The sequence below is a fragment of the Citrifermentans bremense R1 genome, from assembly GCF_000426865.1.
In the GTDB taxonomy this organism is placed as follows: domain Bacteria; phylum Desulfobacterota; class Desulfuromonadia; order Geobacterales; family Geobacteraceae; genus Geomonas; species Geomonas bremensis.
This window is the reverse complement of record NZ_AUGE01000007.1, coordinates 52,049-71,892: the sequence shown is the minus strand read 5'-3', so window position 1 is coordinate 71,892 and position 19,844 is coordinate 52,049. Positions and strand designations below refer to the sequence as shown.

General features: G+C 62.9%; 20 protein-coding genes. 12 read left to right on the top strand and 8 right to left on the bottom strand.

Features of this window, described 5'->3' with window-relative positions:
- The first annotated feature begins 64 nt into the window (after positions 1-64).
- Positions 65-1,672, top strand: a complete 1,608-nt coding sequence (locus K419_RS0107395) for a methyl-accepting chemotaxis protein (RefSeq protein WP_026841029.1) — start codon at positions 65-67, stop codon at positions 1,670-1,672.
- 131 nt (positions 1,673-1,803) lie between these two features.
- Here the strand turns inward: K419_RS0107395 and K419_RS0107390 are convergent, their stop codons facing one another.
- From K419_RS0107390 to K419_RS0107380, 3 genes are all read right to left on the bottom strand, one after another.
- On the bottom strand, positions 1,804-3,213 hold the full coding sequence (locus tag K419_RS0107390) for a DUF5666 domain-containing protein (protein ID WP_026841028.1): 1,410 nt from the start codon (positions 3,211-3,213) through the stop codon (positions 1,804-1,806).
- Between the two features lie 281 nt (positions 3,214-3,494).
- Complete coding sequence (locus K419_RS0107385; RefSeq protein WP_026841027.1) at positions 3,495-5,075, bottom strand: 4Fe-4S binding protein; 1,581 nt, start codon at positions 5,073-5,075, stop codon at positions 3,495-3,497.
- The gene (locus K419_RS0107380) at positions 5,072-5,953 is read right to left on the bottom strand and encodes a DUF362 domain-containing protein (protein ID WP_026841026.1); all 882 of its coding nucleotides are present in this window, start codon (positions 5,951-5,953) and stop codon (positions 5,072-5,074) included. Before K419_RS0107380 ends, K419_RS0107385 begins: the two co-directional genes overlap by 4 nt.
- A gap of 267 nt (positions 5,954-6,220) precedes the next feature.
- Between K419_RS0107380 and K419_RS0107375 the strand changes: the two genes are divergently transcribed.
- The 3 genes from K419_RS0107375 (at position 6,221) to K419_RS0107365 (ending at position 8,458) form a co-directional block, all read left to right on the top strand.
- Positions 6,221-6,646 (top strand): four-helix bundle copper-binding protein, encoded by a 426-nt coding sequence (locus K419_RS0107375; protein ID WP_026841025.1) that lies wholly within the window; start codon positions 6,221-6,223, stop codon positions 6,644-6,646.
- Positions 6,647-6,715: 69 nt separating this feature from the next.
- Complete coding sequence (locus tag K419_RS0107370) at positions 6,716-7,930, top strand: hypothetical protein (RefSeq protein ID WP_026841024.1); 1,215 nt, start codon at positions 6,716-6,718, stop codon at positions 7,928-7,930.
- Between the two features lie 66 nt (positions 7,931-7,996).
- Positions 7,997-8,458 (top strand): YbhB/YbcL family Raf kinase inhibitor-like protein, encoded by a 462-nt coding sequence (locus tag K419_RS0107365; protein WP_026841023.1) that lies wholly within the window; start codon positions 7,997-7,999, stop codon positions 8,456-8,458.
- 96 nt (positions 8,459-8,554) lie between these two features.
- Here K419_RS0107365 and K419_RS0107360 read toward each other — a convergent pair whose 3' ends face one another.
- Both K419_RS0107360 and K419_RS0107355 read right to left on the bottom strand, forming a co-directional pair.
- Positions 8,555-8,950 (bottom strand): bacteriohemerythrin, encoded by a 396-nt coding sequence (locus K419_RS0107360; RefSeq protein ID WP_026841022.1) that lies wholly within the window; start codon positions 8,948-8,950, stop codon positions 8,555-8,557.
- A 130-nt stretch (positions 8,951-9,080) separates the two neighbouring features.
- Positions 9,081-9,446: a hypothetical protein gene (locus K419_RS0107355; protein WP_026841021.1), complete on the bottom strand. Its 366-nt coding sequence runs from the start codon at positions 9,444-9,446 to the stop codon at positions 9,081-9,083.
- Between the two features lie 344 nt (positions 9,447-9,790).
- Between K419_RS0107355 and K419_RS0107350 the strand changes: the two genes are divergently transcribed.
- The 3 genes from K419_RS0107350 to K419_RS0107340 all read left to right on the top strand — a co-directional run bounded on the left by K419_RS0107350 (position 9,791) and on the right by K419_RS0107340 (position 12,687).
- Complete coding sequence (locus K419_RS0107350) at positions 9,791-10,393, top strand: carbonic anhydrase (RefSeq protein WP_026841020.1); 603 nt, start codon at positions 9,791-9,793, stop codon at positions 10,391-10,393.
- 101 nt (positions 10,394-10,494) lie between these two features.
- On the top strand, positions 10,495-12,414 hold the full coding sequence (locus tag K419_RS0107345) for a C1 family peptidase (protein ID WP_026841019.1): 1,920 nt from the start codon (positions 10,495-10,497) through the stop codon (positions 12,412-12,414).
- A gap of 75 nt (positions 12,415-12,489) precedes the next feature.
- A complete protein-coding gene (locus tag K419_RS0107340) occupies positions 12,490-12,687 on the top strand; it encodes a rhodanese-like domain-containing protein (RefSeq protein WP_012532294.1) in 198 nt (65 codons plus the stop codon).
- 170 nt (positions 12,688-12,857) lie between these two features.
- Here the strand turns inward: K419_RS0107340 and K419_RS0107335 are convergent, their stop codons facing one another.
- The 3 genes from K419_RS0107335 to K419_RS0107325 are packed head-to-tail and all read right to left on the bottom strand — an operon-like array spanning position 12,858 to position 15,458.
- Positions 12,858-14,480 (bottom strand): ArnT family glycosyltransferase, encoded by a 1,623-nt coding sequence (locus K419_RS0107335; protein ID WP_026841018.1) that lies wholly within the window; start codon positions 14,478-14,480, stop codon positions 12,858-12,860.
- Positions 14,458-14,739, bottom strand: coding sequence for a lipid-A-disaccharide synthase N-terminal domain-containing protein (locus tag K419_RS0107330; protein ID WP_318842529.1), 282 nt, complete (start codon positions 14,737-14,739; stop codon positions 14,458-14,460). Before K419_RS0107330 ends, K419_RS0107335 begins: the two co-directional genes overlap by 23 nt.
- Positions 14,740-14,744: 5 nt before the next feature.
- A complete protein-coding gene (locus K419_RS0107325) occupies positions 14,745-15,458 on the bottom strand; it encodes a glycosyltransferase family 2 protein (protein ID WP_026841016.1) in 714 nt (237 codons plus the stop codon).
- A gap of 202 nt (positions 15,459-15,660) precedes the next feature.
- On the opposite strand from K419_RS0107325, the gene K419_RS0107320 reads away from it, so the two are divergent.
- From K419_RS0107320 to citF, 5 genes are read left to right on the top strand one after another with little or no spacing between them, the layout of a single operon-like run.
- Positions 15,661-16,662: a [citrate (pro-3S)-lyase] ligase gene (locus tag K419_RS0107320; RefSeq protein WP_026841015.1), complete on the top strand. Its 1,002-nt coding sequence runs from the start codon at positions 15,661-15,663 to the stop codon at positions 16,660-16,662.
- Positions 16,659-16,919, top strand: a complete 261-nt coding sequence (citD, locus tag K419_RS0107315; protein WP_026841014.1) for a citrate lyase acyl carrier protein — start codon at positions 16,659-16,661, stop codon at positions 16,917-16,919. Before K419_RS0107320 ends, citD begins: the two co-directional genes overlap by 4 nt.
- Position 16,920: 1 nt before the next feature.
- Positions 16,921-17,397: a PPC domain-containing DNA-binding protein gene (locus K419_RS0107310; RefSeq protein ID WP_026841013.1), complete on the top strand. Its 477-nt coding sequence runs from the start codon at positions 16,921-16,923 to the stop codon at positions 17,395-17,397.
- Positions 17,397-18,317 carry an HpcH/HpaI aldolase/citrate lyase family protein gene (locus tag K419_RS0107305; protein ID WP_026841012.1) on the top strand — a complete coding sequence of 307 codons (921 nt, stop codon included), beginning with the start codon at positions 17,397-17,399 and terminating at the stop codon, positions 18,315-18,317. Before K419_RS0107310 ends, K419_RS0107305 begins: the two co-directional genes overlap by 1 nt.
- The gene (gene citF / locus K419_RS0107300) at positions 18,304-19,842 is read left to right on the top strand and encodes a citrate lyase subunit alpha (RefSeq protein WP_026841011.1); all 1,539 of its coding nucleotides are present in this window, start codon (positions 18,304-18,306) and stop codon (positions 19,840-19,842) included. Before K419_RS0107305 ends, citF begins: the two co-directional genes overlap by 14 nt.
- The last annotated feature ends 2 nt before the right edge of the window (positions 19,843-19,844 follow it).

The window sequence follows — 19,844 nt, the reverse complement described above, 5'->3', positions numbered from 1 at the left end:
ATGCACCGATATCGTTTGTTGTGACTGAAGATTTTTTAAGTGAAAGTGACAAAGGAGAGGCCATATGTCCACCATCAGGTCCAAGATCATACTCAATCTCGTGGTTTTGTTGCTCACCGTAGTTGGCATCGTTGCTTTCGAGTACAGCAACATAGCAAAGCTCGGCCGGCTTCAGGATGAGGGGGCGAAACGCTCAAAAGACGCAGTCCTGGCCAAGGAGGCCTCCATGGGGGGGCTCGCGTTGTACCGCATCATCGCCGACGCGGAGATAAACCGGAACCTCGACGAGACCGCGAAGAGCTGGAATGAGACAAAGACGGAGGTCTTGAAAAACATCGCAGCCGTAGAGACGTCCGTCGATACAGCGGAGGAGAAGCAGATAGCGGCCGACGTCAAGGCCGCTCTCAACGATGTGGTGAACCTGTTCGAGGGGCAGATGCTTCCTCTCCTGAAGACGACCGACGGCGTCACGCCGGAGCTGCGCGCGCTCGACGCTCAAATCGATGAAAAGGTCGCGAAGGTCGAGGTGGGAGTCGACAAAATTGTCGCTTCCATGCAAAAGGAGATGGACGCGGCTGACGAGGAGTTCGACGCGGACCGCAGGATGGCCATCGTGGAGGCGGTTGTGGCCGGAGTCGCGGGCCTGCTGCTGCTGATGGTAGTGGGGCTCTTGTTGCTGAGGAGCATCATGCGCTCCATCGATGCCATGAGAGTGGTCATGACCGCGGTGCACGAGGGGGATCTGACCAGGCGGGTGGAGATCGACAGCAAGGACGAACTCGGCATCATGAGCCGGGAGTTCAACGGGATCATCGGGAGACTGCACGAGATGATCAATCATATTTCCGATACCTCCAACCAGGTGGTGGCCGCTTCCGCACAGCTGAGCGCGACTGCGGAACGTATCGCCAACGGCGCGGAGGAGGTCGCGGCGCAATCCTCGACCGTCGCCACGGCGGGTGAGGAGATGTCGACGACTTCAGGGGACATAGCTCTCACCTGCCAGAAAGCCTCCGAGGGAGCGAAGCTTGCCGCCGAATCGGCCAGCGGCGGCGCAAGCCTGGTGGAAAGAACCGTTTCGGTCATGGGCGAGATCGCCGCCAAGGTCCAGGAATCGGCCCGGACGGTGGAAACCCTTGGTGAACGCAGCGATCAGATCGGCGCCATCATCGTGACCATCGAGGACATCGCGGACCAGACCAATCTCCTGGCGCTGAACGCCGCCATCGAAGCAGCCCGCGCCGGCGAACAGGGGCGGGGCTTCGCGGTGGTGGCGGACGAGGTCCGCGCCCTCGCCGAGCGCACCACCCGGGCCACCAGGGAGATAGACGAGATGATCAAGGCGATCCAGAGGGAGACCAAGGGGGCCGTGGCAGCCATGGAGCAGGGGGTCGGGCAGGTGGAGGCGGGAACCAGGGAGGCGGCCAAGTCCGGCGACGCCCTGCGCGAAATCCTGGAGCAGGTGCACGACGTCGCCATGCAGGTGAACCAGGTCGCTACCGCAGCGGAGGAGCAGACCGCCACCACCAGCGAGATTTCCAGCAGCATGCAGCAGATATCCCAGGTAGTGCGGGACACCGCGTCGGGAGCCCACGAATCCGCGACCGCGGCGCATCAACTAAACGGGACTGCCGAACAGCTGCAAAGGCTGGTGCAGCAGTTCAAACTGTAGCGAGGGGAGCGCAGTGGAAAAAAGAGCAGCGGTCCTGCTGCCCGAGCGCGACGGATGATGGGCGTGCGGCGGTGGGAAAAGAGAGGCAACGGATGGGGGGGCATTGACGCCCCCCCCCCTTTTTTGCGGCACTACTTGCCGAGCTCGATCTCGGCCTGCTTTATTGCATTAGTTAACGCGGTGAAGTTGTCCCATCTGACCTTGACGACGGTGACGTTGGGGGTAATCGCCGCGAAGAAAGCTGCGGCGCCTACCGCGGCCTCGCTCGAGTTCGTGCTGATCCGGAACTCGGTCTGACCGTTGGTGGTAAGCGCGGTCCCCAGGATGGTGAGGGACCCGGCGCCTGCATCTACCGCTGTGACGGGCCCTTGCAGAAAGGCCTGCGTCGATGCCGATTTCTTGATGATGCGGGAGGCGAGAAGGTTGCCGTCCCGGTCCAGGCCGGCGCGGACCTCCAGGTAATCCCCGTTGACGATGGGGCCGTTATCCACCCTGGTGAGCTGGTTGATGGCGACGCTTTTTCCGAGGAGCGTGAGCGAAGTTGCATTGAGTGCTGTGGCGGTTGCCTGCAGCCTGATGTTGCTCCTGAAAGATATCTTGGTGGCGATGATGGTGCCGTCCGCATCGAGCGGTCCCTCGGCCTCAAGTTTCCCGCCAACGGCGAAATCGGCTGCTACGCCTCCTACGAAAACGGTAGAGGCGTTGGTGATCACCCGTTGCCCGTTGATCATGAAGTCAGCTACGGTGCCGCTGGTGACGACCCCCTCGGCTTCCACCTTCTCGCCGGCTGCACCTAACCTCTCCTCCAGCTTGATGAGGGAAGCGGTTATGGCGCCCGCCACGGGCGCTGCGCTCGACTTGACCGCTACCAGCGAGCCGTTTACCGCGCCTGCCGGCAGCGCGCCGTTGGCGAAGTTGACGGTGAGGGTTGCGGCGCCGCCGGGAGTAAGGCTCAGGGTGAAGGAATTGGCGCCCTGGCTATTGATGTAACCCTTCACCTCGAATTCCCCGGTGGTTTTCTTGGCTACCCTGGTGGCCCTCAGCCCGCCGTTGTCGTCCGGGAAACCGTCGACCTCGACCCGGTCCCCCACCACGAAATTGGCCCCGGCAAAGACCTTGACGGTGTCATCGTCATTCAACCGGGTCACGTTGTCCTCGATCTTAACCACTTGCCCCATCACGGTTATGGTGTTGCCTGCAGCGTCGACGGAGCTGATGGTCCCTTCCAATGCGTCCCGCGCCTCGATGAGCGTCGCGGTCCCGGTATTGGTCGCGTCGTCGCTCACTCCGCGCACTTTGATCACCATACCGACTTTCAGATCGTTTTCCGTCCCGGGGTTGTCGTCCACCCTTATGGTTGCGCCGGTGGTGCTGAACCTGATGCCGTTGACGAAGACACTCCCCTTGGCGGTGATGACCCCCTTGCTTACGGCAGGCCCCGCGGGGGCGCTACTGCCGCCGCCCCCTCCGCCGCAGGCGGAGAGTACCGCAAGCGCTGCTATTACGAACGATGTGGTCAGGCTGCTGATGGATGTTTTCATGTCGATCCTCCTTGTGGTAGCCACAGGCTCAAAATACGGGTCCATAGGACCTTTCATAACCTAAATGAGCAACTGGCAGGCCAAAGTGGTGCCGCCACGTGGGGTTGAGCTAAAACAACTACTTAGGGGGAAAGTTTTGGGGCAGGAGGGATAAAGAGGATGTCTTTCTTAACGACAAAAGCCAAAGCTCGATTACCGGCGAGTTGTGCGGGAATTAGGGGCGCAGGCGCTGGGCGGGTTGCCCGGGCCAAGGAAAGGATTGGGGGGAGGCGGATCAGCCGTTACCTCCCATAGGGATCGGGAGGGGCGCCGCCGGGCTGGGAGGGGGGTGCGGGTGCGGACGGCGCGTCGGCGGGAGGGGGCAGAGGGGTGCGGTCCTTCACCGCGAATACCTCGATGGCGGACTTTGCTTCCAGCGGGCAGACGTTCTCGCAGATGCCGCAGCCGTTGCAGAGCTCGCTCACCACGTACGGCTGCTTCACTTGCAGCTTCTCCCCTTGGAAACCGGTCAGCTCCACCAGTTCGGAGCGGATCGCCTTTTGCGGGATAGGGCAGTGCTCCTCGCAGACGATGCAGTCCACCCTTTTGGCGAAGGGGAGGCAGTGGTTCTTGTCGAAGACGGCCTTGCCGATCACCTCGCGCCTTTTCGCCCCGACGGCAAGGTCGGGTATGGCGCCGGTAGGGCAGACCTGGCCGCAGAGGGTGCAGTTGTACTCGCAGTATCCCAGCCGCGGCACCAGGACCGGGGTGTAGAGCGCTTCCGGCCCCGCCTGCAGGAGGGCAGGGTAAAGGGCGCTTCTCAGGCAGACCTTCATGCACTCCCCGCAGCGCACGCATTTCTCCAGGAATTCCCCCTCCGCCCGCACCCCCGGAGGTCGCAGCATCCTCGCCTTGGCTTCCGGCTCCCGGAAACGAAAGGTCCTGGCAAGGACGAAGCCTCCTAGAAGCCCTCCCAGCAGAACCCGCCGCTCCATTACCGGTCCCGCCTCAGGCCGCATCCCCCTAAAATCGAAGCAGACCCGCTGCGACGGGCAGTTGAGCGCGCATTGAAGGCAGAGAATGCACTCGTCCATCTGCAGCAGCTCGCGGTCGAAGGAGGTCGGGCAATGCTCGCGGCAGGCGCGGCAGTCGGGGCAGAGCTTCGCGGGGACCCGCCGCAGTGGGCCGAAGCGGGAGACGAGGCCTAACAGGGTCCCCAAGGGGCAGAGCCGGCGGCACCAGCAGCGCTTTTCGTAGCGCTCCAGGAAGAGGACCAGGAAGAAGAGTAGCGCGGATAGGAAGGCCAGGGGGTAGAGCGTCTCCCGGAAAGGGAGGAGGTAGTCGCGCAGCAGGTGGTAGCCGGGGTCGAGGAAGTCCCGGCGGTCCCCGATCAAGCCGTAGAGGGATTTCCAGCCGCCGCGCGCCGTCTCGCCCAAAAGCGGATGGAAGAAGAAGGTGAGGGCGCGCAACAGGATGGCGATGGGGTCGAAAAGCCCGGCCAGGTTGAGCCCGAAAAGGGAAGCGAAGAGTAACGGGAAAAGGAGCCAGTACTTGGCGCTCCCCTGAAGCGCCCTGACCGGGCCGAGCTTCCCGATCCTGCCGGTCGCAAGGTCGAGGAGGGTCCCCAGTGGACAGATCCAGCCGCAGAAGAAACGCCCGAGGATCAAGGAGAGGGCCAGCACCAGGAGCCCGGGGAAGAGCAGCGGAAGGTAACCCTTGACCGCCAGCATGCTGCTCACGGCGGTGAGCGGGTCGGCCCGGAAAAAGCCGTTCACCGCGGCGACGATCCGGTCGCTGCCGCGGTACTCGGTCATCAGGAAAAGGATCAGGAAGAGGAGGAGGAAGAAAAGCTGCGAGATGCGGGGGGTGCGCGGAAGCTTCATGCCTTGACCACCCTGATCCGGTCCAGGTTCATCTCCCCCAGCCCCCGCTGGTAGGCGGTCCTGGTGACGGCGATGTCGGAGGGCTTCAGACCGAAGAGCGTGGTGGCATAGGCGTCGGCCGCGACCATGTCGGTGGAGGCGATCACCTGGTTCAGGACCTTCACGTCTGCCAGGTTCCCCCCTTGGGGGCCGTGGGCGGTAAGAATCCTGGTGGCGTCTATTACGGTGAGCTGGGGCTTGAAATGGCTGTTCACGTCGGCCAGCGCCTGGTCGAGGTTCTTGTGGATCGAGCCGCGGTTGCCCCCCATGATCCCCATCACGTTCTTCATCCCCAGGGTGAGGCGGCTCAGTCCGTGGTGCTTTGCCACCGGGACGTTGATGTAGACGTCGGCGGAAATCGCCTCGCCGTAGAGTTCGCAATCCTTGAGCGCCTTGCCGTTCAACGCCAGCTTCTTGAAGCGCTCCTCTTCCAGGTGCTTCACCTCGACGTTTTTCATTCCTTTCAGTGCCGCCTCGATGCCGCTACTGGCGTAGCAGCGCCGGGCGTCGTTGCAGGTACGGTCGAAGACCTTCACCTTCTTGGCCCCCGCCTTCAGGCACTCCTCGACGAGGGCTTTCACTACGGCCGGATTGGTGGTAGCGGCGAATTCCGGCGCCCGGTCCCAGCCGATGTTCGGCTTGACCACGACGGTCTGCCCCGCCTTGACGAAGCGCGGCATCCCCCCCAGCGCGGCGATCGCCTTGCGCGCGGCGGCTGCATGGTCGCTTCCTTGGGAAACGGCTACCACCGGACCCTGGGCGGCGAAAAGTTCCCGCAGCGAACCGGGCAGCAAGATCGAGCAAAGACCGAGCAGCTTGATGAAACTTCTTCTTTCCATAGAGCCTCCGGAGCAGGTTGGCGTGATTTTTTCCAGCTCTCATTATAGGAACAAATCGCGCCATGACAATCCGGGCGGAAAAAATGCGTGGCCCCGCTGCGGACCCAGCGTATCTGCGGATTGGCGGCGGGCGCGGCGGCTAAAGCGACAGCCGACCCGCTCAGGAAAAGGGAGCTTTTACAGGTTTATTCGTTGAATTCTTCCGTTGGATGGTTAGAATTGGCTAATTGTTTCACGGCCAAACCAACCATTAACAGGAGAAGCTCAATGAAAACAATGGATATGCTGAACGCCCACCCGAAAAGGACCAGCCTGGATCTCACCGTCGTCACCGAATGCGTCAATGCCTTGGTCGAATGCGCCGACGTCTGCACCTCCTGCGCGGATGCCTGCCTCGGGGAGGAGCAGGTGCAGACGTTGGCCAGATGCATCAGGTTGAACCTCGACTGCGCGGACATCTGCCAGACGACGGCGCGGGTTTTGTCGCGCCAGACCGAGCCGGCGCCGCTCCTTTTGCGGGCCCAACTGGACAGCTGCGCCATCGCCTGCCGGGCCTGTGCCCAGGAATGCGAAGTGCACTCCGAAATGCACCAGCACTGCAGGATCTGCCGCGCATCCTGCCTCAACTGTGAAAAGATCTGCCAGGAGATGCTTTCCCGCCTCTCCGAAGGGAGCAGGACCAGCCTGTTGTAAAGAATTGGGGGGCGGCGCAGGCCGCCCCCTTCGCGGTTCAACTTTCGCCGGTGAACAGGAGGTGATCCTATGACCAAGCTGGCGTGCAACGTGGCAGCCTACCGTCCCGACCCGGCTATGCTAGCCGCCAACTTCAGCCCGTGGCAGGCCGAAGCGCTGCTTTGCGAGGCGGCGACCCTCTTGGACCGGTGCCTGGCCGATCTCAAAGAGTACGCATCCCTGGACCGCGCCTGGCAGGGGTACAGCAACGACCTAGACATCCTGGAGAAGGAGATCGAGCTGGACCGGAAGCGGGAGACAGTGGAGGAACCCGCGCAGGAGGCGACGCAGGAGCCGCAGGCCGCCGAGGCGACTGCCGAGCCTCAGCCCGGGGAGGAGGCTAGCCGCGGCGAAGAGCAGCGCGAGGCGCAGCTGGAGGCAGAGCAACAGCCGGAGGAGGGAGAGGGCGAGGAGCTGCGAGAGCCCCCAGCCGCTGAGATCACCACCTTTTTGGAACTGCGGGCCGAGTCGGTGCGCAGAAAAAGGGACCTGGCGGGACCGGGCCGCCCGTTTGCGCTGGACGAACAGCGGGATCTGGTGTTGAAGCGGGTCTGCCGGGATTACGAGGAGGCGGTGAACCGGATCAGCGTGGCGGAGGACGGTATCCGGTTGATCTACGGCTATGACGGCGACCCTTCCCCCCTCACCGCCTGGGCGGAAACTCTGAGCGCCTCGATCACCAGCTTCTCCATCTGGACCCGCAACACGCTCGAATGGCTGGGTAAATACCAGCGCTGGGAGCAGTCGTTCACCAGGGCCTTCTCGGTGCGCGCCCTTATGAACCGCAACGCCTGGGGGCAGCTCCGGCACGCCAGGGACAGCTTTTCGGTGAAGCTGCAGGTCCCTTCCGAACTGTTCCAGGGTTTCGACAACTGCCGGTTGCGGGGAGTGAGCGCGTCGCTGATAGGGGAGGCTGGGACGGTCCCCTGGTCCCTGATCCTGAGGCTTCCCGAGGCGGCGCTTTTTGTCCGCGGGGGGCAGAAGGTGGAGGTGGACCAGTCGCGGCTCCCCGCCTGCCTGTTAGGGCGGGTGGAAAACCGGCGCTCGGTGCGCCGTTCCGAGTTCTGCGGCATGGTCTCCCATGCCAACGCAAGTCCGGTCGGCGGGAACACGGCCGAGGGGCAATGGTCCCTGGAGCTTTTAAGGCCGACCGGTTCGGCGACCGAGCTTTTCGCCCAGGTCGACGACCTGATCGTAGAGATGAAGATAGCAGGGGTGCCCCAGCCGCAGAGGGGCGACCGTTAACGAGCTGGCGCCGCAGGTGTTGCGGTGCGGATGAAAGGTGCAGCACAAACAATAAGGGGGGGAGACATGGAAAAGATGCGATTGATCAGCCCGGCCTTCCGGGACAACGAGAAGATCCCGCCTAGGTTCACCTGCGACGGGGAAAACATCAGCCCAGAACTGGTCATCGAGCACGTCCCGCGCGGGACGAAGTCGCTGGCGCTGGTTATGGAGGATCCGGATGCCCCCAACGGGTTGTGGGTGCACTGGATAGTCTGGAACATCCGGCCCAACATCGGGAAACTTGTCGAGCATTCCGAGCCGCGTGAGTCGGTGATAGGCAAAAACAGCTGGGGGCACAACCAGTATGGCGGCCCCTGTCCGCCTTCCGGCACCCATCGCTACATCTTCAGGCTCTACGCCCTCGACGTAGTGCTCGATCTCGCCGGTACGGCCAGCAAAGGGCAGCTAGATGTGGCGATGGACCAGCACATCAAGGCGGAGGCATCGCTGACCGGTCTTTGCTCCGAAAGCGACGGTGCTTCCTGAACCGCCGGCAACGCGAACTAAAAAAGGGGGGCAGGCTGCCTTTCCATTGGAAAAGTAGCCTGTCCCCCTTTCGTGTTTGCGCCGCCCTTCGTCTGGTCAGCCGGGCTTGATGCAGTCGGCCAGAGCCCGATCGGTGCTCAGGATGTGCGCCACCAGCCATTCCTGCAGCAAGGACAGCACTTCGATGGCGACGAAGGATTCCCCGGCACTGGCCCTTTGGTCGAATTCGGCGATGGAGGCGATGAACTGCCGGTGCGCCTCCAGGTGCGCCGGCGCTGCGGGATAGCCGAGCTCGCTCATGATCCTTTCTTCGGTCCCGAAGTGGTACTGCGTGTAATCCTGCAACTCCTGTACGACCTCTTTAAGCTGACGCGTGTGATTGTTCAGCATCAGCGCCTGGTAGCACTGGTTCAATATCTCGATCAGCTTGCGATGATGCTCGTCGATCTCTTTAACACCGAGTTCAAGTGTCCCGTCCCATTCAACTAACATGTCGTCGCTCCTTCCTTGGCTGGTTTCCTCACCGACCGTATCGGCGCAGCCGCGGCGAGACTGTAGCGAAATCAAAGAGGGACAGGCAACTTTCCCAGACCCAAAAGCAGCCTGTCCCCTTTGCGCCGGGTCACTTGAAGGCGATGACCTCCAGGTTGCCGTAGTCGCCACGCTGTGCCTTAATGACGCTCCGCTCGAACTCGATCTCTCTTATTTGCCTGGCGGTGAGCAGGCGCCACCTCGGCACGGTCGGGCGCTTGGTTATCGTCTGCCGGAGCAGAAATCCGGCGGCGCAGAGAGAGGCGAGCGCGAACCTGCGTTTGAGGAGCAAGGCGACTGCCCCGCCCAAAAGCAGCGTGGCCGGAGGGTCGGAAACGACCCCCAGCGCCGTCTCCAGGCCAAGCTTCAGGTTCATCCGCCGCAACTGCGGGGTGAGGTTCGACTGCTGGTCTACCGCGTAGTTGAGCGGTTCGTCGCTGTTTCGGGAAAGCCTCATCGTATCCCTCCTTTGGTTCGAGTCGCGACATGCTTTGTTGCACAAGCCGAAGGTTATCTTAGCAGTGTCGGCCCCTTCCTCAACGATTCGACGCTATTTTTAATCCCGCGCAAAAAGGCGCCGGACCCGGGGCTTACTTACCTCGGGAGAAAACGAATATGTCAGGAAATCAGCTACTTTGCCTTCCTGCTTCGCTGGACATTTCCCGATCAGCTTGTACCTTAATAGCACCAGACTGCATAGCTCATGAGGAACCTTCCCCGGGAAGTTCTCTTCCCGCCGGGTTCTTTGCCTGAGTTTGCAGCCGTTTTGCTGAGGCGTCCGGTGTATGGGGGGGAAATGTCATGATCGCTACCTTGCTGGAGGGGAACAAGCGTTTCGTCGCGGAGACCTTCGAGAAGGAAAAGGAGTTCTTCACCGTACTCGCCAAGGACCAGAAACCGACCGTGTTGTGGATCGGCTGCTCCGATTCCCGGGTGCCGGTGAACACCATCACCCAGACCAGGGCGGGGGAGGTGTTCGTGCATCGCAACGTTGGCAACATCGTGGCCAACAACGACTGGAACCTGAGCGCGGTGTTGGAATTCTCCATTAACCATCTGAAGATTCCGGACATCGTCATCTGCGGTCATTACGGCTGCGGCGGGATCAACGCGCTCCTGGAGGAGGACGGCGACGACAAGTACATCCCCATCTGGCTGAACAACGCCTATAAGGCAAAGGCACGGGTGGACGAGAAGATCAACGCGCTGCACATCGACATGCCGCACGAACAGCGGATGAACCTGATCGTCGAGGAGAACGTAAGGCTGCAACTGGAGCATCTGCAGGAATATCCTTTCGTGCGGAAGGCAATGACGGACAAGAAGCTCAAAATCCACGGCTGGGTGTACGACATGAGTTCGGGCGAGATCAAGGTGGTGAAGAATTCCATCGCGGGGCAGTGACCGGTTGGGCGGTGGCCGGAGCGTCGGGTTGAGTCAGGCGCCCAAAGGGCGCCATCGCGGTTGCCGGCTCTGGGGGGGTACCAACAACGGAGGAGGGCGCCATGAGCAAGCCGAAACTGGTGACGAAGGATGGACGCAAGTTGTACGTCAGGCCGGACACGCTGGATTTCAGGGACAGGATGTTCGTGCCGACGCTGTTGGAGGTCCCGATGCGGATGGAGCTGGAAAGCTACCTCAAATACGAGGTTCCCATCCTGGACCAGGGGACCGAAGGGGCTTGTACGGGGTTCGGCCTGGCCACGAGCGTCAACTACCTTTTGCGCAGACGCAGGGTTATCCCGGACAAGGTCAGCGTCAGCCCCTGGATGCTGTACCAGCTGGCCAAGCGCTACGACGAGTGGCCCGGGGAGGAGTACGAGGGGTCGAGCGCGCGGGGCGCTATGAAGGGGTGGCACAAGCACGGGGTCTGCGCCACCGGCCTGTGCGAGAAGGGGGGGCGCCTGAGCGAAGAGGCGCTGAAGGATGCTCCCAAGCGCTCGCTGGGGGCCTATTTCCGGGTGAACCACAAGGACCTGGTGGCGATGCACAGCGCCCTGGCGGAGGTCGGGATCCTCTTCGCCACGTCGAGCGTCCACAGCGGCTGGGAACGCGTCGGCTCCGACGGGGTGATCAAGAGATCCGACACCATCATCGGGGGGCACGCCTTCGCCATCGTGGGCTATGACGAGGACGGCTTCTGGATGCAGAACTCCTGGGGGAAGGACTGGGGCAAGGGTGGCTTCGCCCGCATCGGCTATGACGACTGGCTTGCCAACGGAGACGACGTCTGGGTGGCGCGGCTGGGGGTGCCGATGAACCTCCATGCGCCGGAGTCGGCGGCCATCGGGAGCTCCGCCGCGATCAGCCATTCCGGCGCCTACTCCAGCACGGAGCTGCGCCGCCATATCGTCAGCATCGGCAACAACGGGGTGCTGCGGCCGGGGGGAAGCTACGGCACCACCAGCCACGACGTGGAGGACATCTTCGCCAGGGACTTCCCTGCGCTCACGGCGGGGTGGAACAAGAAAAGGCTGCTCCTTTACGCGCACGGGGGCCTTGTGGACGAGGCGTCGGCGGTGCAGCGGGTGGCCGAATACTGCACCCAGCTCCTGAAGGCGGAGATATATCCCCTGGCCTTCGTCTGGCACAGCGACATGTTCACCACCATCTGCAACATACTCACCGATGCCATGCACAAGCGGAGATCGGAAGGGTTCCTGGACGACAGTAAGGACTTCATGCTGGACCGCCTGGACGACGCACTGGAGCCGGTGGCGCGGCTGGCCGGAAAGCCGCTTTGGAGCGAGATGAAGCAAAACGCGCTCGCGGCCGGTACCGCCTATGAGGGAGGCGCCCGCGTGGTCCTCGAGCAGATCAATAGGCTCCCCGCCGATGTGGAGATCCACCTGGTCGGCCACAGCGCCGGATCGATCTTCCACGCCCCGGTGGTCGAGGGGCTGGCCAAGATGGGGCGCCCGATCGGGAGCTGCACCCTCTGGGCGCCGGCATGCACCACGGCGCTCTTCAAGCAGAGCTATCTCCCTTCCATCGACTGCGGCCACATCGGGCGCTTCACCCTTTTCACCTTGAACGACAAGGCGGAGCAGTGCGACAACTGCGCGCGCATCTACAACAAGTCGCTCTTGTACCTGGTGTCGAACGCCTTCGAGGCCGAGCCGCACATCCCGATCTTCAAGGACGGCGTGCCGCTATTGGGGATGGAGCGCTGCATCGAGCGCGACTCAAGGCTCAGGGATCTCTTCTCCGCAAAGAAAGCGGACTGGGTGAGAGCCCCGAACGACCTGAAGGATTCCCCCTGCGACTATTCCACGGCACGCCACCATGGGGATTTCGACGACGACCAGGCCACGGTCAAGGCGACCCTCGCGCGCATGCTGGGGAAAGCGGAACTCAAGGGGGAGTTCAGCTTCGAGGTCACCAAGTCGTCCTCGCGCCAGAGGCGGGCGAACCTTTCGCGATGATTGCTCCCCTATACGCAGTGGCTTTCTCTGCTACTCTTTCACGGTCTGGTTTCAGCGTGCCCAAAGGAGGATGACATGGCAGAGGCAAAACGGATCTCGATTGAGGAAGCGCGCAGGAAGGTGCAGGGAGGGGAGGCCCTCTTCGTCTGCGCCTACGACAGCGAGGAGATGTGCGGGGGGATCAGGCTGGAGAAGGCGATGACCATGGGGGAGCTGAACTCACGGCTCTCCGAGATACCGAAGGAGAAGGAGCTGATCTTCTATTGCCAGTGACCGCAGGAACACACGTCTGCCGGTCGGGCAGCTGAGTTCGAGGAGAAGGGATACCGCAACGTTTCGGCCCTCAAGGGCGGGCTGAACGCGTGGAAGGAAGCAGGGTACCGGTGATTCACCCTCGCCATGTAATGGAAAAGGCCCGCCAACTGAAGTTGGCGGGCCTTTTTTTATTGCTCCCCTTGGTGCGGGGGTGCGGCGGCTTTGGCGCCGTCGAGGTTCTGCATGATCCCCCGGCTGTTCCAAAGGACCACCTGCTTGCTCCTGAACGGCTGCCGGAAGAAGGCCTCTTCAGGCTGCACCGCCTGGCCCGGGGGCGTGTAGCTTACCAGCGCCACCTTGTCGTGAGTCTCTGCGTAGCGCCGGATCTCTTCGCTATCCTCCAGCTCCACCAGCGGCAACTGCAGCCGCCCCATGAAATGGTACTGGCCGTGGTATTTCCCCTGGTGCAGCACTTGGTAGCCTTCCTGCTGCTTCTTTAGTACCGCCGCGGATACCGGGTGGAGGTCGTAGCGCCCTGAGAAGGTGTGGCAGCCGACCACCACCAGGGCGCAGAAGGGGAGCGCTGAGACGGCTACCAGCCTGAGTGCCGCCGAGACGTCGCGCGGCTTGGGGAATGAGAGCGCGGCGCCGAGGAGCATGAGGCCGGCAGCGGCGATTCTCAGCTCGACGGGATCGAAATATTGCAGCGCGTCCCTTTGCTTCAGGAAAGTGAGCCCGACGATGGCTGCGCCGAGAACCAGGTAGAAGATGGCAATCGGCAGCTGGAACCGCCTTGGGGAATCCTCAGAGCTGGCGATCGCCTTCGCCGCCAGCAGGCTGCAAGCGGGGATCAGGGGGATGAGGTAGTGCACCTGCTTCCCGCTCAAAAAGGAGAAGACTACGAAGCCGGCAACGATCCAGGTGAGCACCAGCCTGGTTCCGGCATCCAGGGTCAGGCGGCGGCAGCCGCGCCAGAGGGGGGCGAAGAAGATCCAGGGGGCCAAAAGGGCCGGGACCCACTGGAAATACCACCAAAGAGGCCTTTTGTGGGCGAACGAGTTGGCCATACGGTTTACCGTCTGCCCCCACAGGATCGCCTTGCGGTAAACCTCCCCCCCCGTGAGCGCCGCCGGGACGAGCCAGGCGAGGACCACCGCGATACCGATCAGCAGGGAGAGGAGCACGAAGCCGTACCACTTGGGGGTGACCTCGCCCTTGGGCTGCCACCAGAAGGCGAAGAGCGCCACCGGCAGGATGTAGACCAGCACCACCGGCCCCTTGGTGAGGATGCCCCCTCCTATGGCCACGCCCGCCAAGGCGAAATCGGCGAATCTCCCTTCCCTGCCGGCGCGGATGAAGGCCAGTACGGCGACGAGGACCCAGAAGGAGAGGATCACGTCGAACATGATCACCGAGGACCAGAGGAGGTAAGAGAAGGTGGAGCCGAGGATGACAGCGGCGTTCAGCGCGAGCTTGCGGTCCTCCCAGAGCTGCAGGGCGATCCGGTAGACCAGGCAGACGTTGAAAAGGCTGAAGATGAGCGGGATGAAGCGCAGCGTCCCCTCGTTGACCCCGAAGAGGAGCCAGTCCAGGTTGATCAGCCAGAAGAGCAGGGGGGGCTTGTGCGAATAGGGGAGCGCGTTCTGGATCGGGACGATGAAGGAGTCGTGCACCCTCATCTCCCAGGCCACGGAGAGGTAGCGGGTCTCGTCCACGGGGAAGAAGGGGAGTGCCAGCGAGAAAAGGAGGCAGGTCCCGGCCAGGATCAGGAAGGGGAGCCAGAGCCCCTTAGCTTGCGGCGCTCGAGGCATCTTTCTTTTCCTTGTGGATGAAGAAGAGGTTGCGCAGATACACCGTGGTGCCGAAGGCCTGCCCCAGGATGAAGACCGGGTCCTTGCGGTAGAGCGAGTACACCAGCAGGATCAGGGAGCCGAAGATGCTGAAGTACCAGAATGATTCCGGGATGACGCTCCGGCGGTTCCTTTCGGTGGCGATCCACTGCACCACGAAGCGCATGGTGAAGAAGAACTGGCCGGCAAGCCCTATCCCTACCCAAACTTTTTCGGACATTACCATCAGTCGCACCTCGTGATCTTCACGTTCTTGACCCTCATGCGCAGCCAGCAGACGCCGAAGATGTCGACGATGCCGACCCCGAGCCGGTTCAGCGTCCCGTACTTCGAGACGCCGTGGGTCCTGGCGCGGTGCCCCACCTCGACCGAGATCACCTTGCCCCCCTGCATCTTGATCAGGGCCGGGAGGAAGCGGTGCATGTGGTCGAAGAAGGGGAGATTCAAAAACGCCGAGCGGTAGAACACCTTGAGGCCGCAGCCGGTGTCGGGGGTCTCGTCCCTCAAGAAAAAGCGGCGGTAGGCGTTGGCGATCTTGGAGCAGATGATGCGCCAGGCGGCGTCGTCGCGCTTTTTGCGGAACCCGGCGACCATCTTGAGGTTCTTGTCGCCGCTTTTGACGAGCGCCTGCACCATCTTCGGGATGTCCGCGGGGTCGTTTTGCCCGTCGCCGTCCATGGTGGCGATGAGCTCTCCGCTGGCATGCCTGATCCCGGTAGCGACGGCGGCGCTCTGGCCGTAGGAGCGGTCGTGCTGGACGATCTTCAGCGAGGGGACCGTCCTTTTCAGCGCGAGGAGCGTTTGGTGGGTTTCGTCGGTACTGGCGTCGTCGACCACGACGATCTCGCATTCAAGCCGGGTGGCCAGAATTTCCTGCACCAGCGTTCCTATGTTGCCTGCCTCGTTATGTGCAGGTATGACGATGGAGATCGTGCTCATTAAGTCCTCGGTTCTTGGTCGTTTACTACTGCCTTGCGTGGAAATCGGCAACTCGGCAAAATAGCACAACCTCCACCGACAATTCTAGATTTTTCTCACCTCTGGCGATAACCGTGACAAAACTCCCAGGTCCGCGGGAAGATGGGGAGTTTTGCGGTATACACCATTTGGTTTACCGCGGAATGGTGCTAGTCTTTCCGGCATGGTCACTTCACTTCTATCCACCGACGATTTGAAACAGGCGCAGGCGCTGGTAGCCGAAAGCGGCTTGCGCTTCGAGCTTCCCTACGGCGACCTGGTCGGGGTGTTCGAGGCCGGGCGGCTGGTGGCGGTCGGCGCCAGGCAGGGGCGCGTGCTCAAGATGCTGGTCGTGGCGGCTTCGCACCAGGGTGGGACCCTCCTCGACGAGGTGGTGACCGAGCTGGTGGGACGCGGCTACCAGGAGGGGATCGATTCCTTCTTCGTCTTCACCTCGCCGGCACTCGTCCCAAGCTTCGAGTCGCTCAACTTCAACCTCCTGGTCGCCTCGGGAAAGACCGCGCTTTTGGAGTACGGCGACGGGCTGAGACGCTACCTGGCCCGGTACAGCCGGCAGGTCTTCCCCGGCAGCAACGGCGCCGTGGTGGCCAACTGCAACCCCTTCACGGTGGGGCACCGCTACCTGGTGGAAGAGGCAGCTTCCAGCGTCGACCATCTCTACCTCTTCGTGGTGCGCGAGGAGCGCTCGCTGTTCCCCTTCCCGGCGCGCTTTCGGATGGTGCAGGAAGGGACCGCCGATCTCGAAAACGTCACCGTCCTCGATACCTCCTGGTACGCCGTCTCCAGCGTCACCTTCCCCACCTATTTCCTGAAATGCGACGACCCGGCGGGCGCCATCCAGATGGAGCTCGACCTGCTCCTCTTCGCCACCCGCATCGCACCCTATTTCCATATCGCCACCCGCTTCATCGGCTCCGAGCCGTTCAGCCGCACCACGGCGGAATATAACCGCGCCATGCACAGGATCCTCCCCCCCATGGGGATCGGGGTGCGGGAGCTGGAAAGAAAGAGCGCGGTCGGCGCGGCAGTGAGCGCCTCAAGGGTGCGGGAGATGCTGGCGCGCGGCGAGCTGGAGGGGATCGCCGAGCTGGTGCCGGTGAGCACGCTCGACTTTCTCCTCTCCAGCGAGGGGATCAAGATCTGGGACAAAGGGGGGGACAAATGAAGATCATGAAGAAGGTGCAGGCGGGAACGCTGCAATCGAGCGACCTGATGGTGTTTCTGGAGCCGGCCGAGACCCTCACCGTGACCATCGAGTCGACGGTGCTGAAGCAGTTCGGGGATCTCATCCGCGCCAAGGTCGACGAGGTGCTGGCCAAGCATGGGGTGGAGGCGGGGGAGGTCCGCATCACCGACCGCGGCGCACTCGACTACGCCATCGAGGCGCGCCTGGAAACGGCCCTGATGCGGGCGGAGGGTTGACATGGAAGGTCTCTGGTACAAGGAGTGCTCCAACGGCAGGCGCTTCATCATCAAGATCACCCCGGGCGAAAGCCTCACCACGAGGCTTTTGCAGTTCGCGCACCTCACCGACGTGCGCTACGCCATGATCGTCTCGGCCTTGGGGAGCGTGAAGAACGTGAGGCTGCGCGGCATCAAGACCGGGGCCAGGCTTCCCATCACCGAGCCCCGCATCACCATCCACGACATCGAGGGGCCGTGCGAGCTCCTGGGGCTGCAGGGGAACATCGTCCCCGGCGAGAGCGACCTTCTCGACTGCCACTTCCATATCATGATGTCCAAGTCCTCCGGCGAGGTCGTCGGGGGGCATCTCTACGACGCCGAGGTCTTCGCCACCTGCGAAATAGTCCTCACCGAACTGGACGTCTCGGGGGTCGAACGCCACGTCTCCAAGGTGGGGGGGATCCCCACCATCTACATCGACGAGGAGGCACCTTGATGGCGGATTACAAGCTCAGGCGCTCGCTTCTGTACGTCCCTGGCAACATGCCCTCCATGCTGCAAAACATCCCCATCTTCAACTGCGATTCCGTGATCATCGACCTGGAGGACGCGGTCCCGCTCTCCGAAAAGGACGCGGCGCGCCACCTGGTGAAGCGCTTCCTCATGCAGTACACCGACCGCAACAAGGAACTCCTGGTCCGGATCAACCCGCTCGACACCCGCTGGGGGTACGAGGACCTGAAGGTGGTGCTCCCGGCCATGCCGGACGGTATCCGCCTCCCCAAGGCCGACACCCCGGAGATCGTGGAGCGGCTGGACACGCTTTTGACCGAGTTCGAGGAAGAGCTCGAGGTGGAGATCGGGCGCTTCGGCATCCTCCCCTCGCTGGAGAGCGCGCTCGGCGTCATCAACGCGGTGGGGATCGCCCGGAGCTCGCAGCGCATCTTCGCGCTCGCCTTCGGCGCCGAGGACTACACGGCCAGCATGGAAATCGAGAGAAGCCGCGGCGGTGAGGAGCTCTTCAACGCGAGGACCCGGGTCCTTTGGGCCGCGAAAGCGAACGGGATCCAGGCGCTCGATACCATCTTCGCCGACGTGGGGGACATGGAGGGGCTTAGGGCCGAGACCGAGCTGGCCAAGAGGCTCGGCTATACCGGCAAGTGCCTGGTGAACCCGCGCCAGATCGAGGTGGTGCACGAGGTGTTCGCCCCCAAACAGCACGAGGTGGATTACGCCCTGCAGGTGATCGAGGCGATAAAGCGGGCGCGGCAGCTAGGTACCGGCGTCATCTCGCTTGGCGGAAAGATGGTGGACGCCCCGGTGGTGAAGCGGGCGGCGCGTGTGCTCAGGACCGCGTACGCCCACGGCATGGTCGACACCCTGATAGACGAGGAGGCGATACATGGCGCTCAATAGCCTGGGACGCGAGATTCCGGAAAGTTACGCGGGGAGAAAGCTCGTCCCCTACGGCGACCCCTACTCGATCACCCCGAGTGGGAAGGTCGCCGCCCGGCGCTTGAGGCGCGTCAACCCCGGCGCCTCGAAGCTCCTCTCCAGCCTCAGGGAGGCGATCGAGGCGAGCGGCCTGAAAGACGGCATGACCATCGCCACCCACCACAGTCTCCGTAACGGCGATTTCCTTTTGAACCGGCTGGTGGCCGAGATCGCCGGCATGGGGATCCGCGGCATCTGGATCGCCTCCTCCTCGGTGCACCCGGTGCACGCCGAGATCATCCCCCACATCAAAAGCGGCGTCATCGCCGGCTTCCACTGCGGCGTGAATGGTCTGATCGGCGAGATGGCGAGCCGGGGGGAGCTCTCCTGCCCCATCGTGGTCAGGACCCACGGCGGCCGGGCCCGCGCCATCATGGAAGGGTCGGTGCAGGTGGACGTGGCCTTCATCGCCGCCCCCTGCTGCGACGAGTACGGCAACATGAACGGCTACAGCGGCCCCTCCGCCTGCGGCAGCCTGGGATACGCCCAGACCGACGCCCTGCACGCCGCCTGCGTCGTCGCGGTCACCGACAACCTGGTCCCCTTCCCGGTGGTGCCGGTCAGCATCCCCCAGACCCTCGTGGACTACGTGGTGACCGTGGACCGGCTGGGGGATCCGGCGAAGATCGTCTCCACCACCACCAGGATCACCACGGATCCCGTAGGGCTCCAGATCGCCAGCTTCGCCTCCCAGGTCATCGAGGCCTCCGGCCTTTTGAAGGACGGCTTCTCCTTCCAGACCGGCAGCGGCGGCATCTCCCTCGCCGTCTCGGACAAGGTGAGAGGCGCCATGCACCGCGGCAACATCAAGGGGAGCTTCGGCTGCGGCGGCATCACCGGCTACTTCGTGGAGATGCTGGAAGAGGGGCTCTTCGGCGCGTTGATGGACGTGCAGTGCTTCGACCAGGAGGCGGTGAAATCGATTGCCCGAAACCGCGCCCACCAGGAGATCGGCGCCGACATGTACGCGAACCCTTTCAACGCAGGCGCCGTGGTGAACCGGCTCGACTGCGTGATCCTCGGGGCGACCGAGGTGGACACCTCCTTCAACGTCAACGTGAACACCGAGTCCAACGGCTATCTGCTGCACAACACCGGCGGCCACTCCGACACGGCGGCAGGTGCCAAGCTTTCCATCATCGTGGCCCCCTCCATTCGCGGGCGCCTCCCCATCGTGCGCGACCGGGTCACCACCGTCACCACCCCCGGCGAAACCATAGGTGTAGTGGTGACCGAGCGGGGGATCGCGGTGAACGACCGGCACCCCGAGCTCAAGGAGGAGCTGATCAGGAGGAAGCTGCCGGTCAAGGAGATCGGCGAGCTGCAGCGGGAGATCTGCCGGGTGACCGGCACCCCGCGGCCGCTTCAGTTCGAGGACCAGGTGGTGGCGGTGATCGAGTACCGGGACGGGAGCATCATAGATGCCGTTAGACGCGTTAAGGAATAGCC

Excerpts from the sequence above, each read along its gene's own strand:
- citD (WP_026841014.1), top strand. The coding sequence starts at position 16,659 with ATGAAGATCATGAAGAAGGTGCAGGCGGGAACGCTGCAATCGAGCGAC.
- K419_RS0107330 (WP_318842529.1), bottom strand. The coding sequence starts at position 14,739 with ATGTCCGAAAAAGTTTGGGTAGGGATAGGGCTTGCCGGCCAGTTCTTC.
- K419_RS0107350 (WP_026841020.1), top strand. The coding sequence starts at position 9,791 with ATGATCGCTACCTTGCTGGAGGGGAACAAGCGTTTCGTCGCGGAGACC.
- citF (WP_026841011.1), top strand. The coding sequence starts at position 18,304 with ATGGCGCTCAATAGCCTGGGACGCGAGATTCCGGAAAGTTACGCGGGG.
- K419_RS0107335 (WP_026841018.1), bottom strand. The coding sequence starts at position 14,480 with ATGCCTCGAGCGCCGCAAGCTAAGGGGCTCTGGCTCCCCTTCCTGATC.
- K419_RS0107385 (WP_026841027.1), bottom strand. The coding sequence starts at position 5,075 with ATGAAGCTTCCGCGCACCCCCCGCATCTCGCAGCTTTTCTTCCTCCTC.
- K419_RS0107365 (WP_026841023.1), top strand. The coding sequence starts at position 7,997 with ATGGAAAAGATGCGATTGATCAGCCCGGCCTTCCGGGACAACGAGAAG.
- K419_RS0107305 (WP_026841012.1), top strand. The coding sequence starts at position 17,397 with ATGGCGGATTACAAGCTCAGGCGCTCGCTTCTGTACGTCCCTGGCAAC.
- K419_RS0107380 (WP_026841026.1), bottom strand. The coding sequence starts at position 5,953 with ATGGAAAGAAGAAGTTTCATCAAGCTGCTCGGTCTTTGCTCGATCTTG.
- K419_RS0107355 (WP_026841021.1), bottom strand. The coding sequence starts at position 9,446 with ATGAGGCTTTCCCGAAACAGCGACGAACCGCTCAACTACGCGGTAGAC.
- K419_RS0107370 (WP_026841024.1), top strand. The coding sequence starts at position 6,716 with ATGACCAAGCTGGCGTGCAACGTGGCAGCCTACCGTCCCGACCCGGCT.
- K419_RS0107320 (WP_026841015.1), top strand. The coding sequence starts at position 15,661 with ATGGTCACTTCACTTCTATCCACCGACGATTTGAAACAGGCGCAGGCG.
- K419_RS0107325 (WP_026841016.1), bottom strand. The coding sequence starts at position 15,458 with ATGAGCACGATCTCCATCGTCATACCTGCACATAACGAGGCAGGCAAC.
- K419_RS0107390 (WP_026841028.1), bottom strand. The coding sequence starts at position 3,213 with ATGAAAACATCCATCAGCAGCCTGACCACATCGTTCGTAATAGCAGCG.
- K419_RS0107360 (WP_026841022.1), bottom strand. The coding sequence starts at position 8,950 with ATGTTAGTTGAATGGGACGGGACACTTGAACTCGGTGTTAAAGAGATC.
- K419_RS0107340 (WP_012532294.1), top strand. The coding sequence starts at position 12,490 with ATGGCAGAGGCAAAACGGATCTCGATTGAGGAAGCGCGCAGGAAGGTG.
- K419_RS0107310 (WP_026841013.1), top strand. The coding sequence starts at position 16,921 with ATGGAAGGTCTCTGGTACAAGGAGTGCTCCAACGGCAGGCGCTTCATC.
- K419_RS0107395 (WP_026841029.1), top strand. The coding sequence starts at position 65 with ATGTCCACCATCAGGTCCAAGATCATACTCAATCTCGTGGTTTTGTTG.
- K419_RS0107375 (WP_026841025.1), top strand. The coding sequence starts at position 6,221 with ATGAAAACAATGGATATGCTGAACGCCCACCCGAAAAGGACCAGCCTG.
- K419_RS0107345 (WP_026841019.1), top strand. The coding sequence starts at position 10,495 with ATGAGCAAGCCGAAACTGGTGACGAAGGATGGACGCAAGTTGTACGTC.